We start from the raw sequence: 17,044 nt of genomic DNA on the forward strand, positions 1-17,044 counted from the left end.
CTGACGATCAGGACGCCTTCTTCTTGCGCAGGTTGTCGACGAACTTGATCAGCTCGACCGTTGCATCCCAATCCTTGGTGGTGGCGGGATGGAAGCCCTTCTTCTGGCCATCCGAGAGCTTGTCGAAGGCGGCCTTGTCCTTGGTCGGCGCGTCCATGAAAGCCTTGGCGATCGCCGCCTTCAGGTCGTCCGGCAGGTCCGAGCTGTAGGCATAGGGACCGTTGATGATCGGCGCCGACTTGTGGATGATGCGGAAGTCTTCCTTCTTCATCGCCGAACCGTCGCTGTTCTTCAGCATGCCCTTGGTGAGCATCTGCTGCAGCGTCGAGTCGTTGTCGTTGGTCCACTGGTTGGCGGCGACATCGACGGTGCCCTGCGACAGCGCCAGCAGCGCGTTCTCGTGGCTGCCGGTGAACACCACCTTGCTGAAATAGGTGTCGGCATCGGAGATGCCCATCTTGTCGAGCTCGAAGCGCGGCACGTTGTTGCCCGAAGTCGAGTTGGGATCGACCAGGCCGAGGTTCTTGCCCTTCAGATTGTCGACGGTCTTGTAGGGGCTGCTCGCCTTGACGAAGAACACCGAGTAGTAGCCGGTCGAGCCGTCGATGTTGATGTCATTGGCGAAGGCGTCGGTCTTGACGCCGGTGAGGCGCGCACGCGCGAACGAGGCCGAACCGTAGCTCGCGAGCTGGATGTTGCCGGAGCGCTGGCCCTCGATCACCGCAGCATAATCGTTGGCGATGCGCAGATTGACCTTCACGCCCAGTTCCTTGGACAGGTAAGCGGCGAACGGCGACCAGCGCTCGGTCACGCCGGAAGCATTCTCGGCGGGAACCACTGCAAAGGTGAGTTCCGGATATTTGGTCTTCCAGTCCTGCGCCGAAGCGGCGGAGACAGTGAGGGCCAGCGCCGCGGCGCTGAGCAAAATCGTGCGACGATTGATCATCGGATCACCTGTTTTTGTCATGGTGGGAAGAGCGGCTGCGCGACTGCAGGCCGCCCACGTACGAAACGTCTTGCTCAAGCCACGGCGGCCGTGCCGAAGGCCGGAATTCTTGTGTCGGCGGGAACGTGCCCCGACGCCGTGCCCATCACCTCGTCGGCCTCGAGATCGTACAGCTCGCGCGCGACGTGCTCGGTCAGCGCCGCGGGCGCGCCGTCGAACACCACGCGGCCGGCCGACATGCCGATCAGCCGGTCGCAATAGCTGCGCGCCAGATCCAGCGAGTGCAGGTTGACGATCACGGTGATGCCGAAATGCTTGTTGATGCGCAGCAGCGCATCCATCACGATGCGGGTGTTGCGCGGATCCAATGAGGCGATCGGCTCGTCGGCGAGGATGATGTCGGGGTCCTGCACCAACGCGCGGGCGATCGCCACGCGCTGCTGCTGGCCGCCGGACAATTGATCGGCGCGCTGCGATGCCGGCTGCGCCATGTCGAACTGCTCCAGCGCCGACATCGCCAGTGCGCGATCCTTCTCGGACCAGATCTGGGTCAGCGAGCGCCATGACGGCGTCGCCGCAAGGCGGCCCATCAGCACGTTGGTCAGCACGTCGAGCCGACCGACCAGGTTGAACTGCTGGAAGATCATCGCCGAACGCGCGCGCCACTGCCGCAATTCCTTGCCGCGAAGCGCCGTGACGTTCTCGCCCTCATAGAGGATGCGGCCTTCGGTGGAATCCGCGAGCCGGTTGATCATCCGCAGCAGCGTCGACTTGCCGGCGCCGGAGCGGCCGATCACGCCGACGAAGCTCCCGGGCGGAATGGAGAACGACGCGTTGTCCACGGCTGCCTTGGTGCCGAACCGGCACGTCAACCCTTCCACCACCAGCATGCGAAACTCCAGTCATCATCGATGACACACCGCTAACGCCTGCCCTTTACAGTGATGTGACACGCGCCCGGAACTGCACAGGTCGACGCGTCGCAAACGCCGGGATATCTGTGCGGCCGTCACGCACGCGTCATGACGCCGTCACGGAAGCGATTGAAGAGGAGCGCAGGCGGAGGCGCAACGCAGCCGTGATCCACGGGACTTCTCATGGCCGGCAAGATGCTTTCAACCGAACCCTTCGTCGATCCCAGCGCCACGTTGCGCGATGTCAGCATCGGCGCCTATTGCGAGGTCGGAGCCCGCACCATCCTGCAGGAAGTCGCGCTCGGCGATTACTCCTACGTCGTGAACGATTCCCAGATCACCTACACCACGATCGGAAAGTTCTGCTCGATCGCGGCGATGACCCGGATCAATCCCGGCAATCATCCGATGCACCGCGCGACCCAGTCGCACTTCACCTATCGCTCCAGCGCCTACTTTGCCGGCGAGAGCGACGACGCCGATTTCTTCAACTGGCGACGTTCGCATCACGTGACCATCGGCCACGACGTCTGGATCGGCCACGGTGCAGTCATCCTGCCCGGCCGCAACATCGGCACCGGCGCGGTGATCGCCGCCGGCGCCATCGTCACCAAGGACGTGCCCCCCTACAGCATCGTCGGCGGCAATCCTGCCCGCACCATCCGCCCGCGCTTCGCCGACGGCATTGCCGAGCGGCTCGTCGCACTGGCGTGGTGGGACTGGGACCACGAAACGCTGCGCCAGGCCTTGCCGGACTTCCGCCACCTTGCCGTGGAGGATTTTGTCGGCAAATATGAAGCTCAATCCTCGCCCACCCTATCGCTTCCTGCAGAGCAACTGATATCCACATGATCGACATCCTCATTGAAGGCGGCCGCACGCTCGTCGACGGCGAGATCGCCGAGACCTCGCTGCAGGTCGCAGGCAGCGACATTGCGTCCGTCGACTCCCATTCCGGCCGCGCCGCGCTCACCATCGATGCCGCCGACCTGCTGGTGCTGCCGGGGATCGTCGACATTCACGGCGATGCCTTCGAGCGCCAGATGATGCCGCGCCCGGGCGTCGACTTCCCCATCGACGTGGCGCTGATCGACAGCGACCGCCAGGTGATCGCCAATGGCATCACCACCGTATTCCATGGCACGACCTGCTCGTGGGAACCGGGCCTGCGCAGCATCGACAATGCGCGCGGCCTGCTCGAGGCCATCGAGGCGCTGAGGCCGCAGCTTGCCGCCGACACGCGCTTTCACCTGCGGCAGGAGACCTACAACCTCGACGCCGAGGACGAGATCAAGGCGTGGCTCGCCGACGGCCGCATCGACCTGCTGGCGTTCAACGACCACATCACCACCGCCGTGCACAATCCGAAGAAGCCGGAAAAGCGCATCCGCATGGCGGAGCGCACCGGGCTGAGTTTCGAGGCGTTCGATCAGTTGGTGGAGCGCACCATCTCCCGTGCCGATCAGGTGCCGGGCTCGATCGCACGGCTGGCACAGGCGGCAGGCACAGCAGGCGTAGCGACCTTGTCCCACGACGATGCGACCCCGGCGATGCGCAACGAATTCCGCGACCTCGGCGTCACGATCGCCGAATTCCCGATCAACGTCGAGACCGCCAAGGCCGCCGCTGCGGCCGGCGACTTCATCGTGTCCGGCGCGCCCAACGTGGTGCGCGGCGGCAGCCATACCGGCTGGACCAAGGCATCCGACATGATCGCCCAGGGCCTGTGCTCCGTGCTGGCGTCCGACTATTATTATCCGGCGCAGTTGCTGGCGGCGTTCCGCCTGGTGGCCGACGGCATCTTGCCGCTGCCGCAGGCCTGGGCGCTTGTGTCGTCAGCGCCGGCGCAAGCGGCCGGTCTCACCGACCGCGGCACGCTCCAGGCCGGCCAGCGCGCCGACATCATCCTGGTCGACGATACCGTGGCGTTGCGGCCGCGCGTCGTCGCGGTGATCGCTGCCGGGCGGCTGGTGCATCTCACCGAGACGGATCGCGTGACGCGGTCGGCGCCCGCGCTCAGCAAGGTTGCGGCGGCGTGACGTTGCTTTAGACTGCAGCGATGACTTCATATCCCCGTTACGCGATCTATTACGCCCCGCCCACCCGCAAACCGCTTGCCCGCTTCGGCGCCGCCCTGCTCGGCTATGACGCCCTGTCGGGCAACGACGTGGCCTTTCCGAAGGATGCCGTCGCGACCGCGCCGGACTGGCACGAACTGACCCAGGATCCGCGCAAATACGGCTTCCATGCCACGCTGAAGGCCCCGTTCGCGCTGGCGCCCGGCACAACCGAAGCGGAGCTCCTGGCGGCCTGCGCCGACTTCGCGCGGCAGCCGCGCGAAATTCCCGTGATCAAGCCGGCCGTCCACGCCATCAGCGGCTTCATCGCCGTGGTCCCGGCCGAGCGTTCACCGACGCTGCAGGCGCTGGCGCAGGATTGCGTCGAGGCCTTCGACGCCTTCCGCGCGCCGCTCTCGGCCGAGGATCGTGCACGCCGGAAGCCGGAAACGCTGACGCCGCGGCAGGTCGAACAGCTCGACCGCTGGGGCTATCCCTATGTCGGCGAGGACTTCCGCTTCCACATGACGCTGACCGGCCGCATGAACGATTCGCGGCAGCGACCGATCCTGGCCATGCTGCGCGCACGCTTCGACGCCCTGGCATTGACGTCAGTGGCGATTGATCGCATCGCGCTATTCAGGCAGGAAGATGCAGCGGCGCGGTTCAGGATCATCAAGCAGGACGCGCTGACCGCGCGGTAAACGCGCGGCGCCCAAACAAACTCCACTGTCATCGCCCGGCTTGACCGGGCGACCCAGTAAACACAGCCGTTCAAGCTTGAATTACTGTCGCCTGCGTTTACTGAGTCCCCGCTTTCGCGGGGACGACAGCCTGAGCTTCGGCGCTACAGCAACTTGCCATCCGCGCCGAAGAACGGATGCGGCCCGTCGAACTCGCCGATCGGCACCTGATGCGTCACCACATGGCCGAAGCCGTCGCCGGGAAACCAGACGTGGAGATGGAACGCCGGCGGCTCCACGTTGAACGACGGCGCGCGCCGCGCGTCGATATCGAGATCCACCGCGTGATTGGGCGCCGGGCAAATGGTCGCCGGCACGCCGGCAAAAAAGTCAGCGTCGCGCGATGGACATGGCCGGCGGCGACCAGTTGCACGCGCGGATGCCTGCGGACGATCGCGGCCAGATCGGCGGCATTGAACAGGTTCTGCACGTCCATGTGTTCAATGCCGGTGCGGAACGGCGGATGATGCAGGAACAGTAGCGCCGGCTTGTCCGACGATGCGGCGAGCGTGTCGTCGAGCCATTGCAGCGTAGCGGCGTCGAGTTCGCCGTGCGGTTTGCCGTGCACGCTGGAGTCCAGCAGCACGAGGTCGAGGCCCCCGACGCTGTGCAGCTGATTGAGCGCGCCGTCGGGCGCCGCAAAATCCTGTTCGGGAAATGCCGCGCGCATCATCGCGCGGGCATCGTGATTGCCGGGAATGCCGATGAAAGGGATTTCGAGCGTCGCCAGCAATCGCCTGAGGTGGTCGTATTCCTGCGGCGTCGGCGTATCCGCGAGATCGCCAGAGATCACCACCAGATCGGGCCGCGGCTGCAAGGCGTTCAGCGCGGCCACGCATGTCTGCAGAGCTGCCGCGGTATCGACCTTGCCATAGGCCAGCTGACCGGGCGCCTTGATGTGCAGGTCGGAGATCTGCGCGATCAGGATCGGTTTCGACATCACGCGTCTCCGGGCAGCAGCCGCACCGCAGCGGGCGCGACGGACAGGCCGACGCGGTCGCCGGTCTTCACGCAAACCGTGTTTGGCGCGTCGATGGTCAGCGGCTTGTCGGCCGCACCGGTCACGACCATGCGTTGTTTGTCGCCGATGAAGCTGATGCTGTCGATGATGCCGTGTAACGATGCATTGGCGGCATCGACGATGGCGATGGTCTCCGGCCTGATCATGGCAGTTGCGACCGCAGCGGTGGTAACCGCAGCAGTTGCGACCGCGGCATCGGCCGCGGTCGCAACCTCGAGGCGTCCGCCCGGCAGCACGAGATGCCCCTCGGCCACCGGCGCCTCGATGATATTGGCGGCGCCGACGAACTCCGCCACGAACCGGCTCGTGGGCGCGAAGTAGATTTCGCGCGGCGTGCCGATCTGCGCGATCGCGCCCTTGCGCATCACCACGATGCGGTCGCCCAACTCCATGGCTTCCGCCTGATCGTGCGTCACATAGATCGCGGTGATGCCCAGCGAGCGCAGCAGGCGGTTGAGTTCGCCGCGCAGCCGGTCGCGCAGGGATGCATCGAGCGCGGTCAGGGGCTCGTCGAGCAGCAGCACGCGCGGCCGGATCGCCACCGCGCGCGCCAGCGCCACGCGCTGGCGCTGGCCGCCCGACAGCTGATCGATGCGCCGGTCCTGCAGCCCGGTGAGATTGGTCAGCGCCACCATTTCGGCGATGCGCTGGTCGCGCGCGGCCTTCGCGACACCGCGGATCTTGAGGCCGTAGCCGATATTGTCGGCGACGCTCATGTTGGGAAACAGCGCGTAGGACTGGAACACCATGCCGACATGGCGCTGCTCGATCGGCACCACGGTCATGTCCTGTGCGTCGAACAGCACGCGGCCGCCCTGGTCGGGGGTCTCCAGTCCGGCAATGATGCGCAGCATCGTGGTTTTGCCGCAGCCGGAAGGGCCGAGCAGCACCAGCGTCTCGCCGCTGACGATGTCGAGCGAAGCCGGCGCCAATGCCTGGGTGCCATCGGCAAAGGTCTTGCCGCAATTTTCGATATGCACGGCGGCGCCGTGTGCGGCTGTGGTCATCATGTTTTTTGTCCCTTGTCAGCCAGCATCTGCATCGCCACCAGCAACGGGACAATCATGACGAAGAAGATCAGCGTATAGGCGGAGGCCACTTCCAGCCGCATCGAGGCATAGGCGTCGGCGAGGCCGACCGGCAATGTCTTGGTCAGCGGCGTGTGCAGCATCCAGGTGAGGTTGAATTCGCCGAGCGACAGCGTCACCACCATCAGCGATCCCGCGATTATGCCGGGCATCGCATTGGGCACGATGACATTACAAAAGCGCCGCCACGGCGAGGCGCCCAATGAGGCCGCGCCCTCGTCCAGCGTCCTGATGTCGATGGTCGAGAACACCGCCATCACCGAGCGCACCATGAACGGCATGCAGAACACCACATGGCCGGCGAGGATGAACGCCCAGGAGCGGCGAAAGCCGCTGAAGCCACCATAGGTGAGCAGCAGCGCCAGTGCGATGGCGAGGCCGGGAATCGCCAGCGGCAGCGTGATCACTTCCTCGATGATGCGCGACAGCCGGCCGCCGCGCACATGCAGCGCATAGGCTGACGGCACGCCGACGACCAGCGTCACGATCAGCGTGGCAAAGGCAATCAGGAACGACAGGCCGATCTCGCCGGCATAGAGGTCCCAGACCTGCGCCACCCATTGCAGGGTGACGCCGGACGAAATGCCGCGAAAGTAGTTGACGGTGATGCCGGCCGAGATCGACAGCACCACGGGCACCACGAGGAACGCGGCGACGAGAAGGGTAAAGCCGAGCTGGCCGGCAAAGATCAGGCGGTCGCGCATGATGCTATCCCGCCGCCGCGACGGTGCCGCCGCTGAACGAACGCGCCAGCGCCAGGATCGCCCAGGCGATGACGCCGAGGCCGATCGACAGCGCCGCCGAGATCGAGAAGTTCGCCGCCAGCGTAAACTCGGTATAGATCAGCATCGGCAGCACATCGATGTTGGTAGCCAGCGTAAACGCCGTGCCGAAGGCGCCCATTGCTGTGGCGAAGGCAATCGCGCCGGAAGCGACGAAGGCAGGCCCGAGCGCCGGCAGCACCACGTCGCGCTGCACCGCCCACGGGCTGGCGCCGAGCGAGCGCGCCGCTTCCTCCAGCCCACGATCGAGTTTTTGCACCGCCGCCATGACAGTGAGGATGACGCGCGGGATCGAGAAGTAGAGATAGCCGAGGAACAGTCCCCAGATCGAATAGGCGAACACCCATTTCTCGCCGGTGACCGCGCTCGACACCGCGCCGATCAGTCCCTGGCGGCCGGCGAGCAGAATGATCAGGAAGCCGATCACCACGCCGGGAAACGCCAGCGGAAAGGTCAGCATGGCGATCAGCACGGCGCGGCCGGGAAAGCGATGACGCTGCAGGAACAGGCCCGCAATGGTGGCAATGGCCAGCGTCACGAAGGTGGTCGCGGCCGACAGCACCACGGTGTTGATCAGGGTGGCGCGGTAGCGCGGCTCGGTGAGGATCGCGACATAGGCCGACAGCCCGCGCGGGCCTGACGCGCCGACCACCAGCAGCTGCGCCATCGGCAGCAGGAAGAAGGCAGCCGTCACCACCACAAGCGGCAGCAGGCAGAGCCAGACGAATGATTTATGCGACATGAAACGATCGTACTCGAAAATTGCTCACCGGGATTGAAATACAATTCCGGCGCTGCGGCCATAGCGGCGCCCGCGCATCGTCCTCATCCTGAGGAGCGGTCGTCTTCGACCGCGTCTCGAAGGATGGTAACAACCCTCTCATGGTTCGAGACGCGCGCCCAGGGGCGCGCTCCTCACCATGAGGGCCCTGAGTCAGCCCCCTCACCCGACCGGCTTCGCTACGCTCCGCCGGTCGACCTCTCCCCGCCTAGCGAAGCGTAGCTTCGCACGGCGGGGAGAGGTAAAGAATGAGCGAGAGTTAGCGGACTTCGGCGAGATAGCGGTCGGTAAAACCCTTCTGCACCAGCTCCATCTTGCCCCAGTCCACGCTCTTGGCGCGGGCGTAGTCGCTGTCGGGCAGGAATTTGGCCTTCACGGCCGCAGGCAGCTCGATCTTGCGAGCCGGGCGGAGATAGGCGTTGGTCCAGATCGCCTGGCCCTTGTCGGACAACAGATAGTCCATGACCTTCTTGGCCTTGTCCTTGTCCGGCGCGTTCTTCACGAGGCCTACGACGTAGGGAAACACCACCGAGCCTTCGCAGGGAATCACGAATTCGAAATTACCCTTCTCGGAATATTTGGCGCGGTAGGCGTTGAAGTCATAGTCGAGCAGGATCGGCATTTCGCCCGAGACGACGCGAGCATAGGAGGTCTGCTTCGGCACGATCGGATCGTTCTTCTTGAGGTCCTTGAAGAACTTCAGGCCGGGCTCGAAATTGTCGGCGGTGCCGCCGAGCGCGAGGTTGATGGCGACGGCGCCGACATAGCCGACCGCGGCCGAGGACGGATCGAGATAGCCGACCATGCCCTTGTAGTCGGGCTTCAACAGATCGGCCCAGCACTTCGGCACGGGCTTGCCGCCCAGCGCATCCTTGTTGACGAACAGGCCGAGGGTGCCGGAATGGATCGTGGTCCAGTAGCCGTCGGGATCCTTCAGGCCGGCATCGACCTGGTCCCAATGGGCCGGCTTGTAGGGCTCGAGCGCGTCCTGTGCCTTGGCCTTCATGCCGAAGGTGACGCCGAAATAGCCGATGTCGCCGACCGGATTGGCCTTCTCGGCGATGATCTGCGCCAGCGCCTGGCCGGAGTTCTTGTTGTCGGTGGGAATGTCGTAGCCGAGGTCGGTCTTGACCGCCTTGAGCATGGTGCCCCAATCGGCCCATTCCGGCGGACAATTGTAGCAGATCACGTCGGCAGCGCGGGCGCCCTGCACCGGTGCAAGCACCACAAAGGCCAGCACGGCCAGGATCAAGGAACGAAGCTTCATCACGCATTCTCCGAAAGCAATGCAGCCCGGATCTCGCCCTTCAGGGCGCCGGGGCATCTGAAGGCCCCCGACTATAGGTCGCGTATGAACCATTTACGACAAATGGAACCCACGATACCGCACCGCACAGTAAATTTGCTGCGCTGCGTCGTGGAGCGCGGCAATGGATACCGATTCGAATGTCAAACAGCCAAGCTTCTGCTGTCTCGCGGCGCATGATGCGTCCGAGGTGTGAGCAGATCTCCCCTCGGGACATGAGGGGAGCGGCGCGCCGGCAGGCGCGGGGTGGTGGTTTTGGCGCGGCCCATCTTGCGATGGATCGCGGCGCCTGCGGGCGCGCCACCGCGGGGTTTATGGCGAGGGGACCGTGCTTCCGGGCTGGCACGTGAACTCCCTTTGGGAGCCACCCCGGCGGGATTTCGCCCGCCTTTCGCCATCCGCGTCCAGCCACTCAAGGCAGAGCCCCCGTAGTAGGGCCCGGACGGTGACCCCAGCCTCCCGGGATGCGCTTGCGAGGCGCATGCGCGGGACACCGCATCCTCCTCCACTCTCAAGACGCCTCATGACAGCGCCCCTCGTTGAGCAGGACGAGGAGATTATAAGTCTGCTATAGGATTTTTGTCAATATTCGCGATGAAGAAATTTGCATCGTGTTCGCGTGCCACTGCTGCCGTTTCCCGGACGCGCTGCGGCCTAGCGAAGCAAAGCTTCGCACGGATGCGCTGCATCGCATGCCGCTGCGCAGATCCGGGATCCAGGTACACCTTATTCAAGCGTGGGCCCCGGGTCTGCGACGCACCACGCCGCCCGCGATGCTGCGCATCGCCGGCGGCGCGCTGCATCGCGCCCGGGGAACGACAGCGCGCGCGTCAACGCGCGACGCGCTCAATCCTGGATTTTCGAGAAATCCGCCACCGCGCGCGTGGCGGCGCGGATCTCGTTGAGCAGCTTCAGGCGATTTTCACGCACGGCTGCGTCGTCGTCGTTGACCTTGACCTTGTCGAAGAACGCATCCACCGCCGGACGCAGCTTGGCCATCGCTGTCATCGCGCCGGCGAAATCTTCCTTGGCCACGGCGGCACTGGCTTCCGGCCCGACCTCGGCAATCGCCTTGGCCAATGCCTTCTCCTCGTCGAGCAGGTACAGCGCAGCTTCCGGCGCGCCATCATAAGCGCGCTTGTCCTTCTTCTCCTCGATGCCGAGGATGTTGGAGGCACGCTTCACACCCGCGCGCAGCGTCTTGCCATCATCGGTGTCGAGGAATTTTGCGAGAGCCTCGACGCGGCGAACGATCATCAGGAGATCGTCCTGACCGCCAAGCGCAAACACCGCATCGACTAGATCGTGACGCGCGCCCTGTTCGCGCAACTGGCCTTTGAGGCGGTCGGCGAAGAAGGAGAGAATATCGGCAGTTGCTGCTCTCGTGGATTCGTCGATTTGCTCCTTAGAAAAGGCATGCACGCGAGGTACCAACACCTCAAACCATCGCTCTAATTCCTTAACTAGCAAGGCGCGTACGGAGAGGCGCACTTCGTTATCGATAATTAATCTGATGCTTCCAAGCGCCGCGCGGCGAAGCGCGAATGGATCCTTCGATCCAGTTGGTGGTTCGAAAATGGCCCAAAATCCTGTGAGCGTCACGATCTTGTCGGCCAGCGCCACCGCAATCGACACCGGATCGCTCGGCACGCGGTCGGCCGGCCCCTGCGGCTTGTAATGATCCTCGCTCGCGGCTGCGACGGCGTCATCTTCGCCCTGGGCCTTTGCGTAGTAGCGGCCCATCAGACCCTGCAGCTCGGGGAATTCGCCGACCGCCTCGGTGAGCAGATCGGCCTTCGCCAGCTCTGCCGCACGTTTGGTCTGCACAACATCGGCGCCGACCAACGGCGCGATCTCGGCGGCCAGCCGCACGATACGCTTGATGCGCTCGGCCTGGCTGCCGAGCTTTTCGTGGAACACGATGTTCTCGAATTTCGGCAGCCGGTCTTCCAGCTTCGTTTTCAGATCGGTGTCGTAGAAGAACTTTGCGTCCGACAGCCGCGCGCGGATCACCCGCTCGTTGCCGGCGCGGATTTCGGCGCCGTCGTCGGAGGCCTCGATATTGGCGGTGAGGATGAAGCGGTTGACGAGACGGCCGGTGGCGGGATCGCGCACCACAAAGCACTTCTGGTTGGTGCGGATGGTGGCGCGGATCATCTCGTCGGGAATGGCCAGGAACGCTTCATCGAACGAACCCATCAGCACCACCGGCCATTCGACCAGGCCGGCGACTTCCTCGAGCAGGCCGGGATCTTCCACCAGCTCGAAATTCTGCGCGCCGCACAGCGTGCGCGCATCCGCCAGAATGATCTCGCGGCGGCGCTCGGGATCGAGCACCACTTTCGCGGCGTGCAGTTTGGTCACGTAGTCATCGAAGCGGCGCACCGGGAATTCGTCGGGCGCCATGAAGCGATGGCCGCGCGTGGTCTGCCCGGTGGTGACGCCGTCCAGCGTGAACGGCACCACTTCGGGCTCCTCGGTGTCGATGCCGAAGGTGGCGACGATGGAATGCAGCGGCCGCACCCATTGCAGCGCGCTCGGCCGCGCCGAACGCTCACCCCAGCGCATCGATTTCGGCCACGGAAAGGTGCGGATGATCAGCGGCAGAATTTCCGCCAGCACGTCGAGGGTCGGCTTGCCCGGCTTCTCGGTCAGAGCGATGTAGAAATCGCCCTTGGGGTCGCGCTGGATTTTTGCCTCGTCGAGCGAATTGAGCCCGGTGGCCTTCAGGAAGCCGGCGATGGCGGCCTCGGCGCCGCCGACCCGCGGCCCCTTGCGCTCCTGTTTCAGATCCGACTGACGCGCCGGAATCCCATGCACCGTCAGCGCCAGCCGCCGCGGCGTCGCAAAGGCTTTGGCGCCTTCATAGACCAGGCCTTCGGCGACCAGCCGATCGGTCACCATGCGGCGCAGATCCTCCGCCGCCTTGGCCTGCATGCGGGCGGGAATTTCTTCGGAAAACAGTTCGAGAAGGAGATCGGGCATTTTAATTGTGCTCTTTGCGAGGAAGCGTCAAAGCACGCTTCGCATGCTGGCGCGTCTCCCCTCCCCCTTGCGGGGAGGGGTCGGGGGTGGGGGTCAACGCGCTCTGTATCTCGCTTAACACACCGTCGAGATTGCCCAGCACGTCGTGATTCCAGAACCACAGCACGCGGTAGCCGCGGGATTCGATGAACCGCGTGCGCCGGGCATCGGCGTCGTGTTGCGCGCCATGCTGACCGCCGTCGAGTTCGATCACAAGCTTCGCCTTGCGACTGGCGAAGTCAACGATGAACGGGCCGATCAAGGCCTGCCTGCGAAAATGCGATCCCGTCAGGGCAATGTCATGCTTGAGCCGCGGCCACAGCGCGCGCTCGGCATCGGTCGGCTCCTTGCGCATGTTGCGCGCGAATCGTTGCTGGCGATCCTGCATCGCGAGCCATCCAACCATATCGGCCGTCGCCTGTGGACCCCCACCCCCGCCCCACTCCCGCAAGGGGGAGGGGAGCAGAAACGTCTGCGCTTCACATGTAGCAAGCGGCACTTGTATCACTGCGCCCCGCCCGCCTCTGTCGCCATCCAGGCTTCGCCGCAGGCTTTTGCCAAATCGCGGACGCGGCCGATGTAGCTTTGGCGTTCGGTGACCGAGATGACGCCGCGGGCGTCGAGCAGGTTGAAGACGTGGCTGGCCTTGATGCACTGGTCGTAGGCCGGCTGCGCCATCAGGTGCTCCTCGCGCTTGCCGTCCTTCCAGCCGGCGGCGAGATATTTCTGGCAGGCGCCTTCGGCCATCCGAAACTGCTCGAACAGCATGTCGGCGTCGGAGTGCTCGAAATTGTGCCGCGAATATTCCTTCTCGGCCTGCAGGAAGACGTCGCCATAGGTCACCTTGTCGGCGCCGTCGCGGCCATTGAAGTTGAGGTCATAGACGTTGTCGACGCCCTGCACATACATCGCCAGGCGTTCGAGGCCGTAGGTCAGTTCGCCGGCCACCGGCGAACATTCGACGCCGGCGACCTGCTGGAAATAGGTGAACTGGCTGACTTCCATGCCGTCGCACCAGCACTCCCAGCCGAGTCCCCAGGCGCCGAGCGTCGGGCTTTCCCAGTCGTCCTCGACGAAGCGCACGTCATGCATCGCGGTGTCGACGCCGATCGCCTTCAGCGACTTCAGATAGAGATCCTGCAGGTCCGGCGGCGACGGTTTGATGATCACCTGGAACTGGTAATAGTGTTGCAGCCGGTTGGGGTTCTCGCCGTAGCGGCCATCCTTGGGCCGGCGCGACGGCTGCACATAGGCGGCCTTCCACGGCTTCGGACCGAGCGCCCGCAGCGTGGTGGCGGGATGGAACGTGCCGGCGCCGACCTCCATGTCGTAGGGCTGCAGGATCACGCAGCCGTAATCCGCCCAATAGCGCTGCAGGGTCAGGATCAGGCCCTGGAACGAGCGTTCCGGGCGCATATGCGGGGGGATGGAGTCCATGGGGGCGATCTGGGATTCGTTGAGGATTTTCGGGAACGGGAGCGCGCGGGACCGTATCGGCGGGTCCCCAAGGAATCAAGGCGATGCGGCGAGGCCGTTGCCGGATGCACGCAGGACGATTGCAGCAAATCCGCTAACCCGGCGGTAACCGGTGTGGATGGAACACGGCCAGAGGTTGTGGCTTGTGCGTACCACCCCGGCTATCAAGGGGCGCTGTCGTACCTAGCGCGAACGAGACCGGGGCGCCGTCGAACGTTGTTCTCAGCAACGCGGCGGCGGGGGAACGATCCGGGCGCAGCGGGCTTATCCATGTGAAGGCGGCGCGACGACGAAAGCGCGCCGGACCAGACAACCTCCAAGTTGTTCACGACCCCCCATGTTTGCTCGCCGGTTTCGAGGATGGTGCCCCATCCTCAGACCGGCGCAAACATTTTGGGGGTGTTTTGCGTCAGCCCGGGCGGTAGGCGCCGGTGGCGGGGTCGCGGCGCAGCGTCGGAATTTCAGTGGCGGACGGCTCCGTCATCCGCGACAGCCGGGCCTGCTCCAGCTCGTGGTTGATCCGGACGGCGGTCCGATAGGCCCATCTCACAACGGCGGCCCCACCCAGGGCGCCTGCAATTGCAACCAGCGGCGGCATCGCGCGATCCTTGTCGTTCATGGTCCAGCCCCCAGGGCCGCAGTTTCGCGCAACTCGGCCGTTCCCGCAATCGGCTTCTGCGGGGCCAAATGGCGCGGGCCGGCGACCCGCTAAAAGCCGTATTTGGCCCAGATCGCCCGGGTTTCCAGCGCCGAAATCAGCTGCTCCGGCAGCCCGCCAAGGCCATCCAGCGCCAGTTCAACCCCGGCACCGGACTTGCGGCCCAGGAGCCCGGCCAGCAGTCCGGTCGGCGGCGCGATCACCGGCATGTCCACCTTGTCGCCAAAGCGCGCCCGCAATGTCGACCGGAGGTCGCCGACGGCGTCAGCCAGCCCCAGCGCGATGCCGGATTCGCCGGCCCAGTATTCGCCGGAAAACAGCACGTCGTCGGCGCCCGTCAGGCGGGCGCCGCGGCTGCCCTTCACCAGCGCGATGAAGATGGTGTGGATCTCACGCTGCAGCGCCTTGATGCGCGCGACGTCGTCGGGATTTTCCGGCAGGAACGGATCGAGCGTCGCCTTGCGCTCGCCGGCCGTGTAGAGCCGTCGTTCGATGCCGATCTTCCTGATCAACTCCTGGAAACCGAAGGTGCCGCCGACCACGCCGATGGAACCGACGATCGACGACGGATCGACAAAAATCTCGTCGGCCGCGCAGGCGATCATGTAACCGCCCGATGCCGCGACGTCTTCGACGAACGCCAGCACCGGCAGCTTCTTCTCGGCGGCCAATTGCCGGATGCGCAAAAAGATCTGCCGCGACTGCACCGGCGAGCCGCCGGGCGAATTGATCAGCAGCGCCACCGCCTTCGCGTTCTTGGTCGCGAAGGCCTTGTCCAGCAGCTTCGCGACACCCGACAGCGACAGGCCCGGCCGCAGCGGCGTCGCCGCGCCGATCACGCCGGACAGCCGCACGACCGGAACCACGGCGGTGCTGCGGCGGAACCGCGCGGGGATCATGTCCATAAGGCTTTTCATCATTGTTCCTGCTCGTTGTCGCAAAGTTTACCCATCTCGTTACGCTGGCCTTAACCGTATTTTATCACGCGGGTGTCATTGAACTGAGCAACGCTCGGTGCGTTGAAATCCCACAAGGCGAAGACGCCTCAGCGGAGGAAGACATGAAGATCTATCTGCTGATGATGCTGATGTGCTGTCTGTTCGCAGCGATCCACTTCACCTCCGCGCCGCAGAAACAATCCGAGACCTTGCCGCAATAGGTTTCCTCGCGCGTTCACAACCGCAGCGCCGCCGTTCCGTCCAGCACATTCCGAATATGGGGATCCGGCGCGCCGGATGCATCCCTGAGCGCGACCGCCGGCACGATGCTCAGCGGCGCCCGCCTGCCCTTCACGGCCGCCACGATGATGCGGATCGCGGGTTCCGCGGGAGCGCTGTGCACCGCCAGAACCTTGATGCTGCCGAAGCCGCGCTGCAGCTCCGCCAGCACCTCGGCCAGGCCGTCGGCGCGCCAGATCAATGTCAGCGCGCCGCCGGATTTCAGCACGCGCCGCGCCGCATGCACCCACGCCTGCAGCGTGGTCGCCGTCGCGACATGGGCGATCTGGCGCGCCCCATCCGGGGAGCCGCGGTGCCGGGCGGCATCGTGGAATGGCGGATTCATCAGCACCACGTCGGCGCTGTCCGGCCCAAGTCCGGCGGCGGCAAAAGCCGCGGCACCCGCGCCGATATCCAGCGTGACCACCTCGGCGCCGAGGCCATTGGCCGCGGCATTATCGCGCGCCAGCCGCACCAGCACCGGGTCGATTTCCACCAGCCGCAACGAAATACCGTCCACGCGCCGCGCCACCGCCAGCCCGGCCGCGCCGACGCCGGCGCCGAAATCCACCACCGCCTGGCCAGGCTGCGCCGCGGTGGCAGCGGCCAGCAGCATGGCGTCATGGCCGGCGCGGTGGCCGGACCGCAGCTGCCGCAGCCGCAACCTGCCGCCGAGAAAGGCGTCGTCGGTGGTCTCCGCCGGCAGATCAGTCATCAGCCCGCAACTCGTGGGCGAGCCCGGCATCGGTCAGCACCTGGCGCGCTTCGCCGAGGTCGTCCTGGTGGACCAGAATCCGCCGCGGGATCACGCCCACCGAGCCTTCGAGGATGCTCATGTTCTGGTCCAGCACCAGATGGTGGATATTGGCACCATCGAGCAGCGACCCGACCGCCGAAACCAGCACCACATCGTTGGTTCGCACCAGTTCGCGCACGGTCCTGTTCCTTTGCCGCCGTCTGAGGGGTCCGCAGGCGCCGCATGCCCTTGCCGCGCCAGCCCGCAGTTTCTATTGTGCCGTGTCGAAATCGGC

The 17,044-nt window shown here is 65.1% G+C and carries 16 protein-coding genes and 1 pseudogene; 3 read left to right on the plus strand and 14 right to left on the minus strand.

Features of this window, described 5'->3' with window-relative positions; all coding sequences use genetic code 11:
• Nucleotides 1–7: 7 nt before the first annotated feature.
• On the minus strand, nt 8–946 hold the full coding sequence (phnD, locus tag ACUXVA_RS00685; protein ID WP_445490361.1) for a phosphonate ABC transporter substrate-binding protein: 939 nt from the start codon (nt 944–946) through the stop codon (nt 8–10).
• 74 nt (nt 947–1,020) lie between these two features.
• Complete coding sequence (gene phnC / locus ACUXVA_RS00690; protein WP_445490363.1) at nt 1,021–1,836, minus strand: phosphonate ABC transporter ATP-binding protein; 816 nt, start codon at nt 1,834–1,836, stop codon at nt 1,021–1,023.
• 207 nt (nt 1,837–2,043) lie between these two features.
• Here phnC and ACUXVA_RS00695 point away from each other — a divergent pair, with 207 nt between their 5' ends.
• From ACUXVA_RS00695 to ACUXVA_RS00705, 3 genes are read left to right on the plus strand one after another with little or no spacing between them, the layout of a single operon-like run.
• Nucleotides 2,044–2,712 (plus strand): transferase hexapeptide repeat family protein, encoded by a 669-nt coding sequence (locus tag ACUXVA_RS00695; RefSeq protein ID WP_445490365.1) that lies wholly within the window; start codon nt 2,044–2,046, stop codon nt 2,710–2,712.
• Complete coding sequence (locus tag ACUXVA_RS00700; RefSeq protein ID WP_445490367.1) at nt 2,709–3,899, plus strand: alpha-D-ribose 1-methylphosphonate 5-triphosphate diphosphatase; 1,191 nt, start codon at nt 2,709–2,711, stop codon at nt 3,897–3,899. Before ACUXVA_RS00695 ends, ACUXVA_RS00700 begins: the two co-directional genes overlap by 4 nt.
• 20 nt (nt 3,900–3,919) lie before the next feature.
• On the plus strand, nt 3,920–4,621 hold the full coding sequence (locus ACUXVA_RS00705; protein ID WP_445490369.1) for a DUF1045 domain-containing protein: 702 nt from the start codon (nt 3,920–3,922) through the stop codon (nt 4,619–4,621).
• A gap of 143 nt (nt 4,622–4,764) precedes the next feature.
• Here ACUXVA_RS00705 and ACUXVA_RS00710 read toward each other — a convergent pair.
• The 12 genes and pseudogenes from ACUXVA_RS00710 to ACUXVA_RS00765 all read right to left on the minus strand — a co-directional run bounded on the left by ACUXVA_RS00710 (nt 4,765) and on the right by ACUXVA_RS00765 (nt 16,948).
• A pseudogene (locus ACUXVA_RS00710) lies at nt 4,765–5,603 on the minus strand (phosphodiesterase).
• Complete coding sequence (locus tag ACUXVA_RS00715; RefSeq protein WP_445490371.1) at nt 5,600–6,691, minus strand: ABC transporter ATP-binding protein; 1,092 nt, start codon at nt 6,689–6,691, stop codon at nt 5,600–5,602. Before ACUXVA_RS00715 ends, ACUXVA_RS00710 begins: the two are co-directional and overlap by 4 nt.
• Nucleotides 6,688–7,473 carry an ABC transporter permease gene (locus tag ACUXVA_RS00720; protein WP_445490373.1) on the minus strand — a complete coding sequence of 262 codons (786 nt, stop codon included), beginning with the start codon at nt 7,471–7,473 and terminating at the stop codon, nt 6,688–6,690. The genes ACUXVA_RS00715 and ACUXVA_RS00720 overlap by 4 nt, the downstream gene beginning before the upstream one ends.
• A gap of 4 nt (nt 7,474–7,477) precedes the next feature.
• On the minus strand, nt 7,478–8,293 hold the full coding sequence (locus ACUXVA_RS00725) for an ABC transporter permease (protein ID WP_445490375.1): 816 nt from the start codon (nt 8,291–8,293) through the stop codon (nt 7,478–7,480).
• Nucleotides 8,294–8,591: 298 nt separating this feature from the next.
• Nucleotides 8,592–9,599 carry an ABC transporter substrate-binding protein gene (locus ACUXVA_RS00730; RefSeq protein ID WP_445490377.1) on the minus strand — a complete coding sequence of 336 codons (1,008 nt, stop codon included), beginning with the start codon at nt 9,597–9,599 and terminating at the stop codon, nt 8,592–8,594.
• Nucleotides 9,600–10,484: 885 nt separating this feature from the next.
• Nucleotides 10,485–12,623 carry a glycine--tRNA ligase subunit beta gene (gene glyS, locus ACUXVA_RS00735; RefSeq protein WP_445490379.1) on the minus strand — a complete coding sequence of 713 codons (2,139 nt, stop codon included), beginning with the start codon at nt 12,621–12,623 and terminating at the stop codon, nt 10,485–10,487.
• Between the two features lies 1 nt (nt 12,624).
• Complete coding sequence (locus ACUXVA_RS00740; protein ID WP_445490381.1) at nt 12,625–13,050, minus strand: endonuclease domain-containing protein; 426 nt, start codon at nt 13,048–13,050, stop codon at nt 12,625–12,627.
• Nucleotides 13,051–13,166: 116 nt separating this feature from the next.
• Complete coding sequence (locus ACUXVA_RS00745) at nt 13,167–14,099, minus strand: glycine--tRNA ligase subunit alpha (protein ID WP_445490383.1); 933 nt, start codon at nt 14,097–14,099, stop codon at nt 13,167–13,169.
• A 448-nt stretch (nt 14,100–14,547) separates the two neighbouring features.
• A complete protein-coding gene (locus ACUXVA_RS00750; protein ID WP_265083569.1) occupies nt 14,548–14,736 on the minus strand; it encodes a hypothetical protein in 189 nt (62 codons plus the stop codon).
• A 110-nt stretch (nt 14,737–14,846) separates the two neighbouring features.
• Nucleotides 14,847–15,716 (minus strand): S49 family peptidase, encoded by an 870-nt coding sequence (locus tag ACUXVA_RS00755; RefSeq protein WP_445490385.1) that lies wholly within the window; start codon nt 15,714–15,716, stop codon nt 14,847–14,849.
• A 253-nt stretch (nt 15,717–15,969) separates the two neighbouring features.
• Complete coding sequence (locus tag ACUXVA_RS00760; RefSeq protein ID WP_445490387.1) at nt 15,970–16,728, minus strand: tRNA1(Val) (adenine(37)-N6)-methyltransferase; 759 nt, start codon at nt 16,726–16,728, stop codon at nt 15,970–15,972.
• Nucleotides 16,721–16,948: a putative signal transducing protein gene (locus ACUXVA_RS00765; RefSeq protein WP_265081986.1), complete on the minus strand. Its 228-nt coding sequence runs from the start codon at nt 16,946–16,948 to the stop codon at nt 16,721–16,723. Before ACUXVA_RS00765 ends, ACUXVA_RS00760 begins: the two co-directional genes overlap by 8 nt.
• Nucleotides 16,949–17,044 lie beyond the last annotated feature (96 nt).

The organism is Rhodopseudomonas sp. RCAM05734, assembly GCF_052658035.1.

Excerpts from the sequence above, each read along its gene's own strand:
- phnD (WP_445490361.1), bottom strand. The coding sequence starts at position 946 with ATGATCAATCGTCGCACGATTTTGCTCAGCGCCGCGGCGCTGGCCCTC.
- phnC (WP_445490363.1), bottom strand. The coding sequence starts at position 1,836 with ATGCTGGTGGTGGAAGGGTTGACGTGCCGGTTCGGCACCAAGGCAGCC.
- ACUXVA_RS00695 (WP_445490365.1), top strand. The coding sequence starts at position 2,044 with ATGGCCGGCAAGATGCTTTCAACCGAACCCTTCGTCGATCCCAGCGCC.
- ACUXVA_RS00700 (WP_445490367.1), top strand. The coding sequence starts at position 2,709 with ATGATCGACATCCTCATTGAAGGCGGCCGCACGCTCGTCGACGGCGAG.
- ACUXVA_RS00705 (WP_445490369.1), top strand. The coding sequence starts at position 3,920 with ATGACTTCATATCCCCGTTACGCGATCTATTACGCCCCGCCCACCCGC.
- ACUXVA_RS00715 (WP_445490371.1), bottom strand. The coding sequence starts at position 6,691 with ATGATGACCACAGCCGCACACGGCGCCGCCGTGCATATCGAAAATTGC.
- ACUXVA_RS00720 (WP_445490373.1), bottom strand. The coding sequence starts at position 7,473 with ATGCGCGACCGCCTGATCTTTGCCGGCCAGCTCGGCTTTACCCTTCTC.
- ACUXVA_RS00725 (WP_445490375.1), bottom strand. The coding sequence starts at position 8,293 with ATGTCGCATAAATCATTCGTCTGGCTCTGCCTGCTGCCGCTTGTGGTG.
- ACUXVA_RS00730 (WP_445490377.1), bottom strand. The coding sequence starts at position 9,599 with ATGAAGCTTCGTTCCTTGATCCTGGCCGTGCTGGCCTTTGTGGTGCTT.
- glyS (WP_445490379.1), bottom strand. The coding sequence starts at position 12,623 with ATGCCCGATCTCCTTCTCGAACTGTTTTCCGAAGAAATTCCCGCCCGC.
- ACUXVA_RS00740 (WP_445490381.1), bottom strand. The coding sequence starts at position 13,050 with ATGCAGGATCGCCAGCAACGATTCGCGCGCAACATGCGCAAGGAGCCG.
- ACUXVA_RS00745 (WP_445490383.1), bottom strand. The coding sequence starts at position 14,099 with ATGGACTCCATCCCCCCGCATATGCGCCCGGAACGCTCGTTCCAGGGC.
- ACUXVA_RS00750 (WP_265083569.1), bottom strand. The coding sequence starts at position 14,736 with ATGCCGCCGCTGGTTGCAATTGCAGGCGCCCTGGGTGGGGCCGCCGTT.
- ACUXVA_RS00755 (WP_445490385.1), bottom strand. The coding sequence starts at position 15,716 with ATGATGAAAAGCCTTATGGACATGATCCCCGCGCGGTTCCGCCGCAGC.
- ACUXVA_RS00760 (WP_445490387.1), bottom strand. The coding sequence starts at position 16,728 with ATGACTGATCTGCCGGCGGAGACCACCGACGACGCCTTTCTCGGCGGC.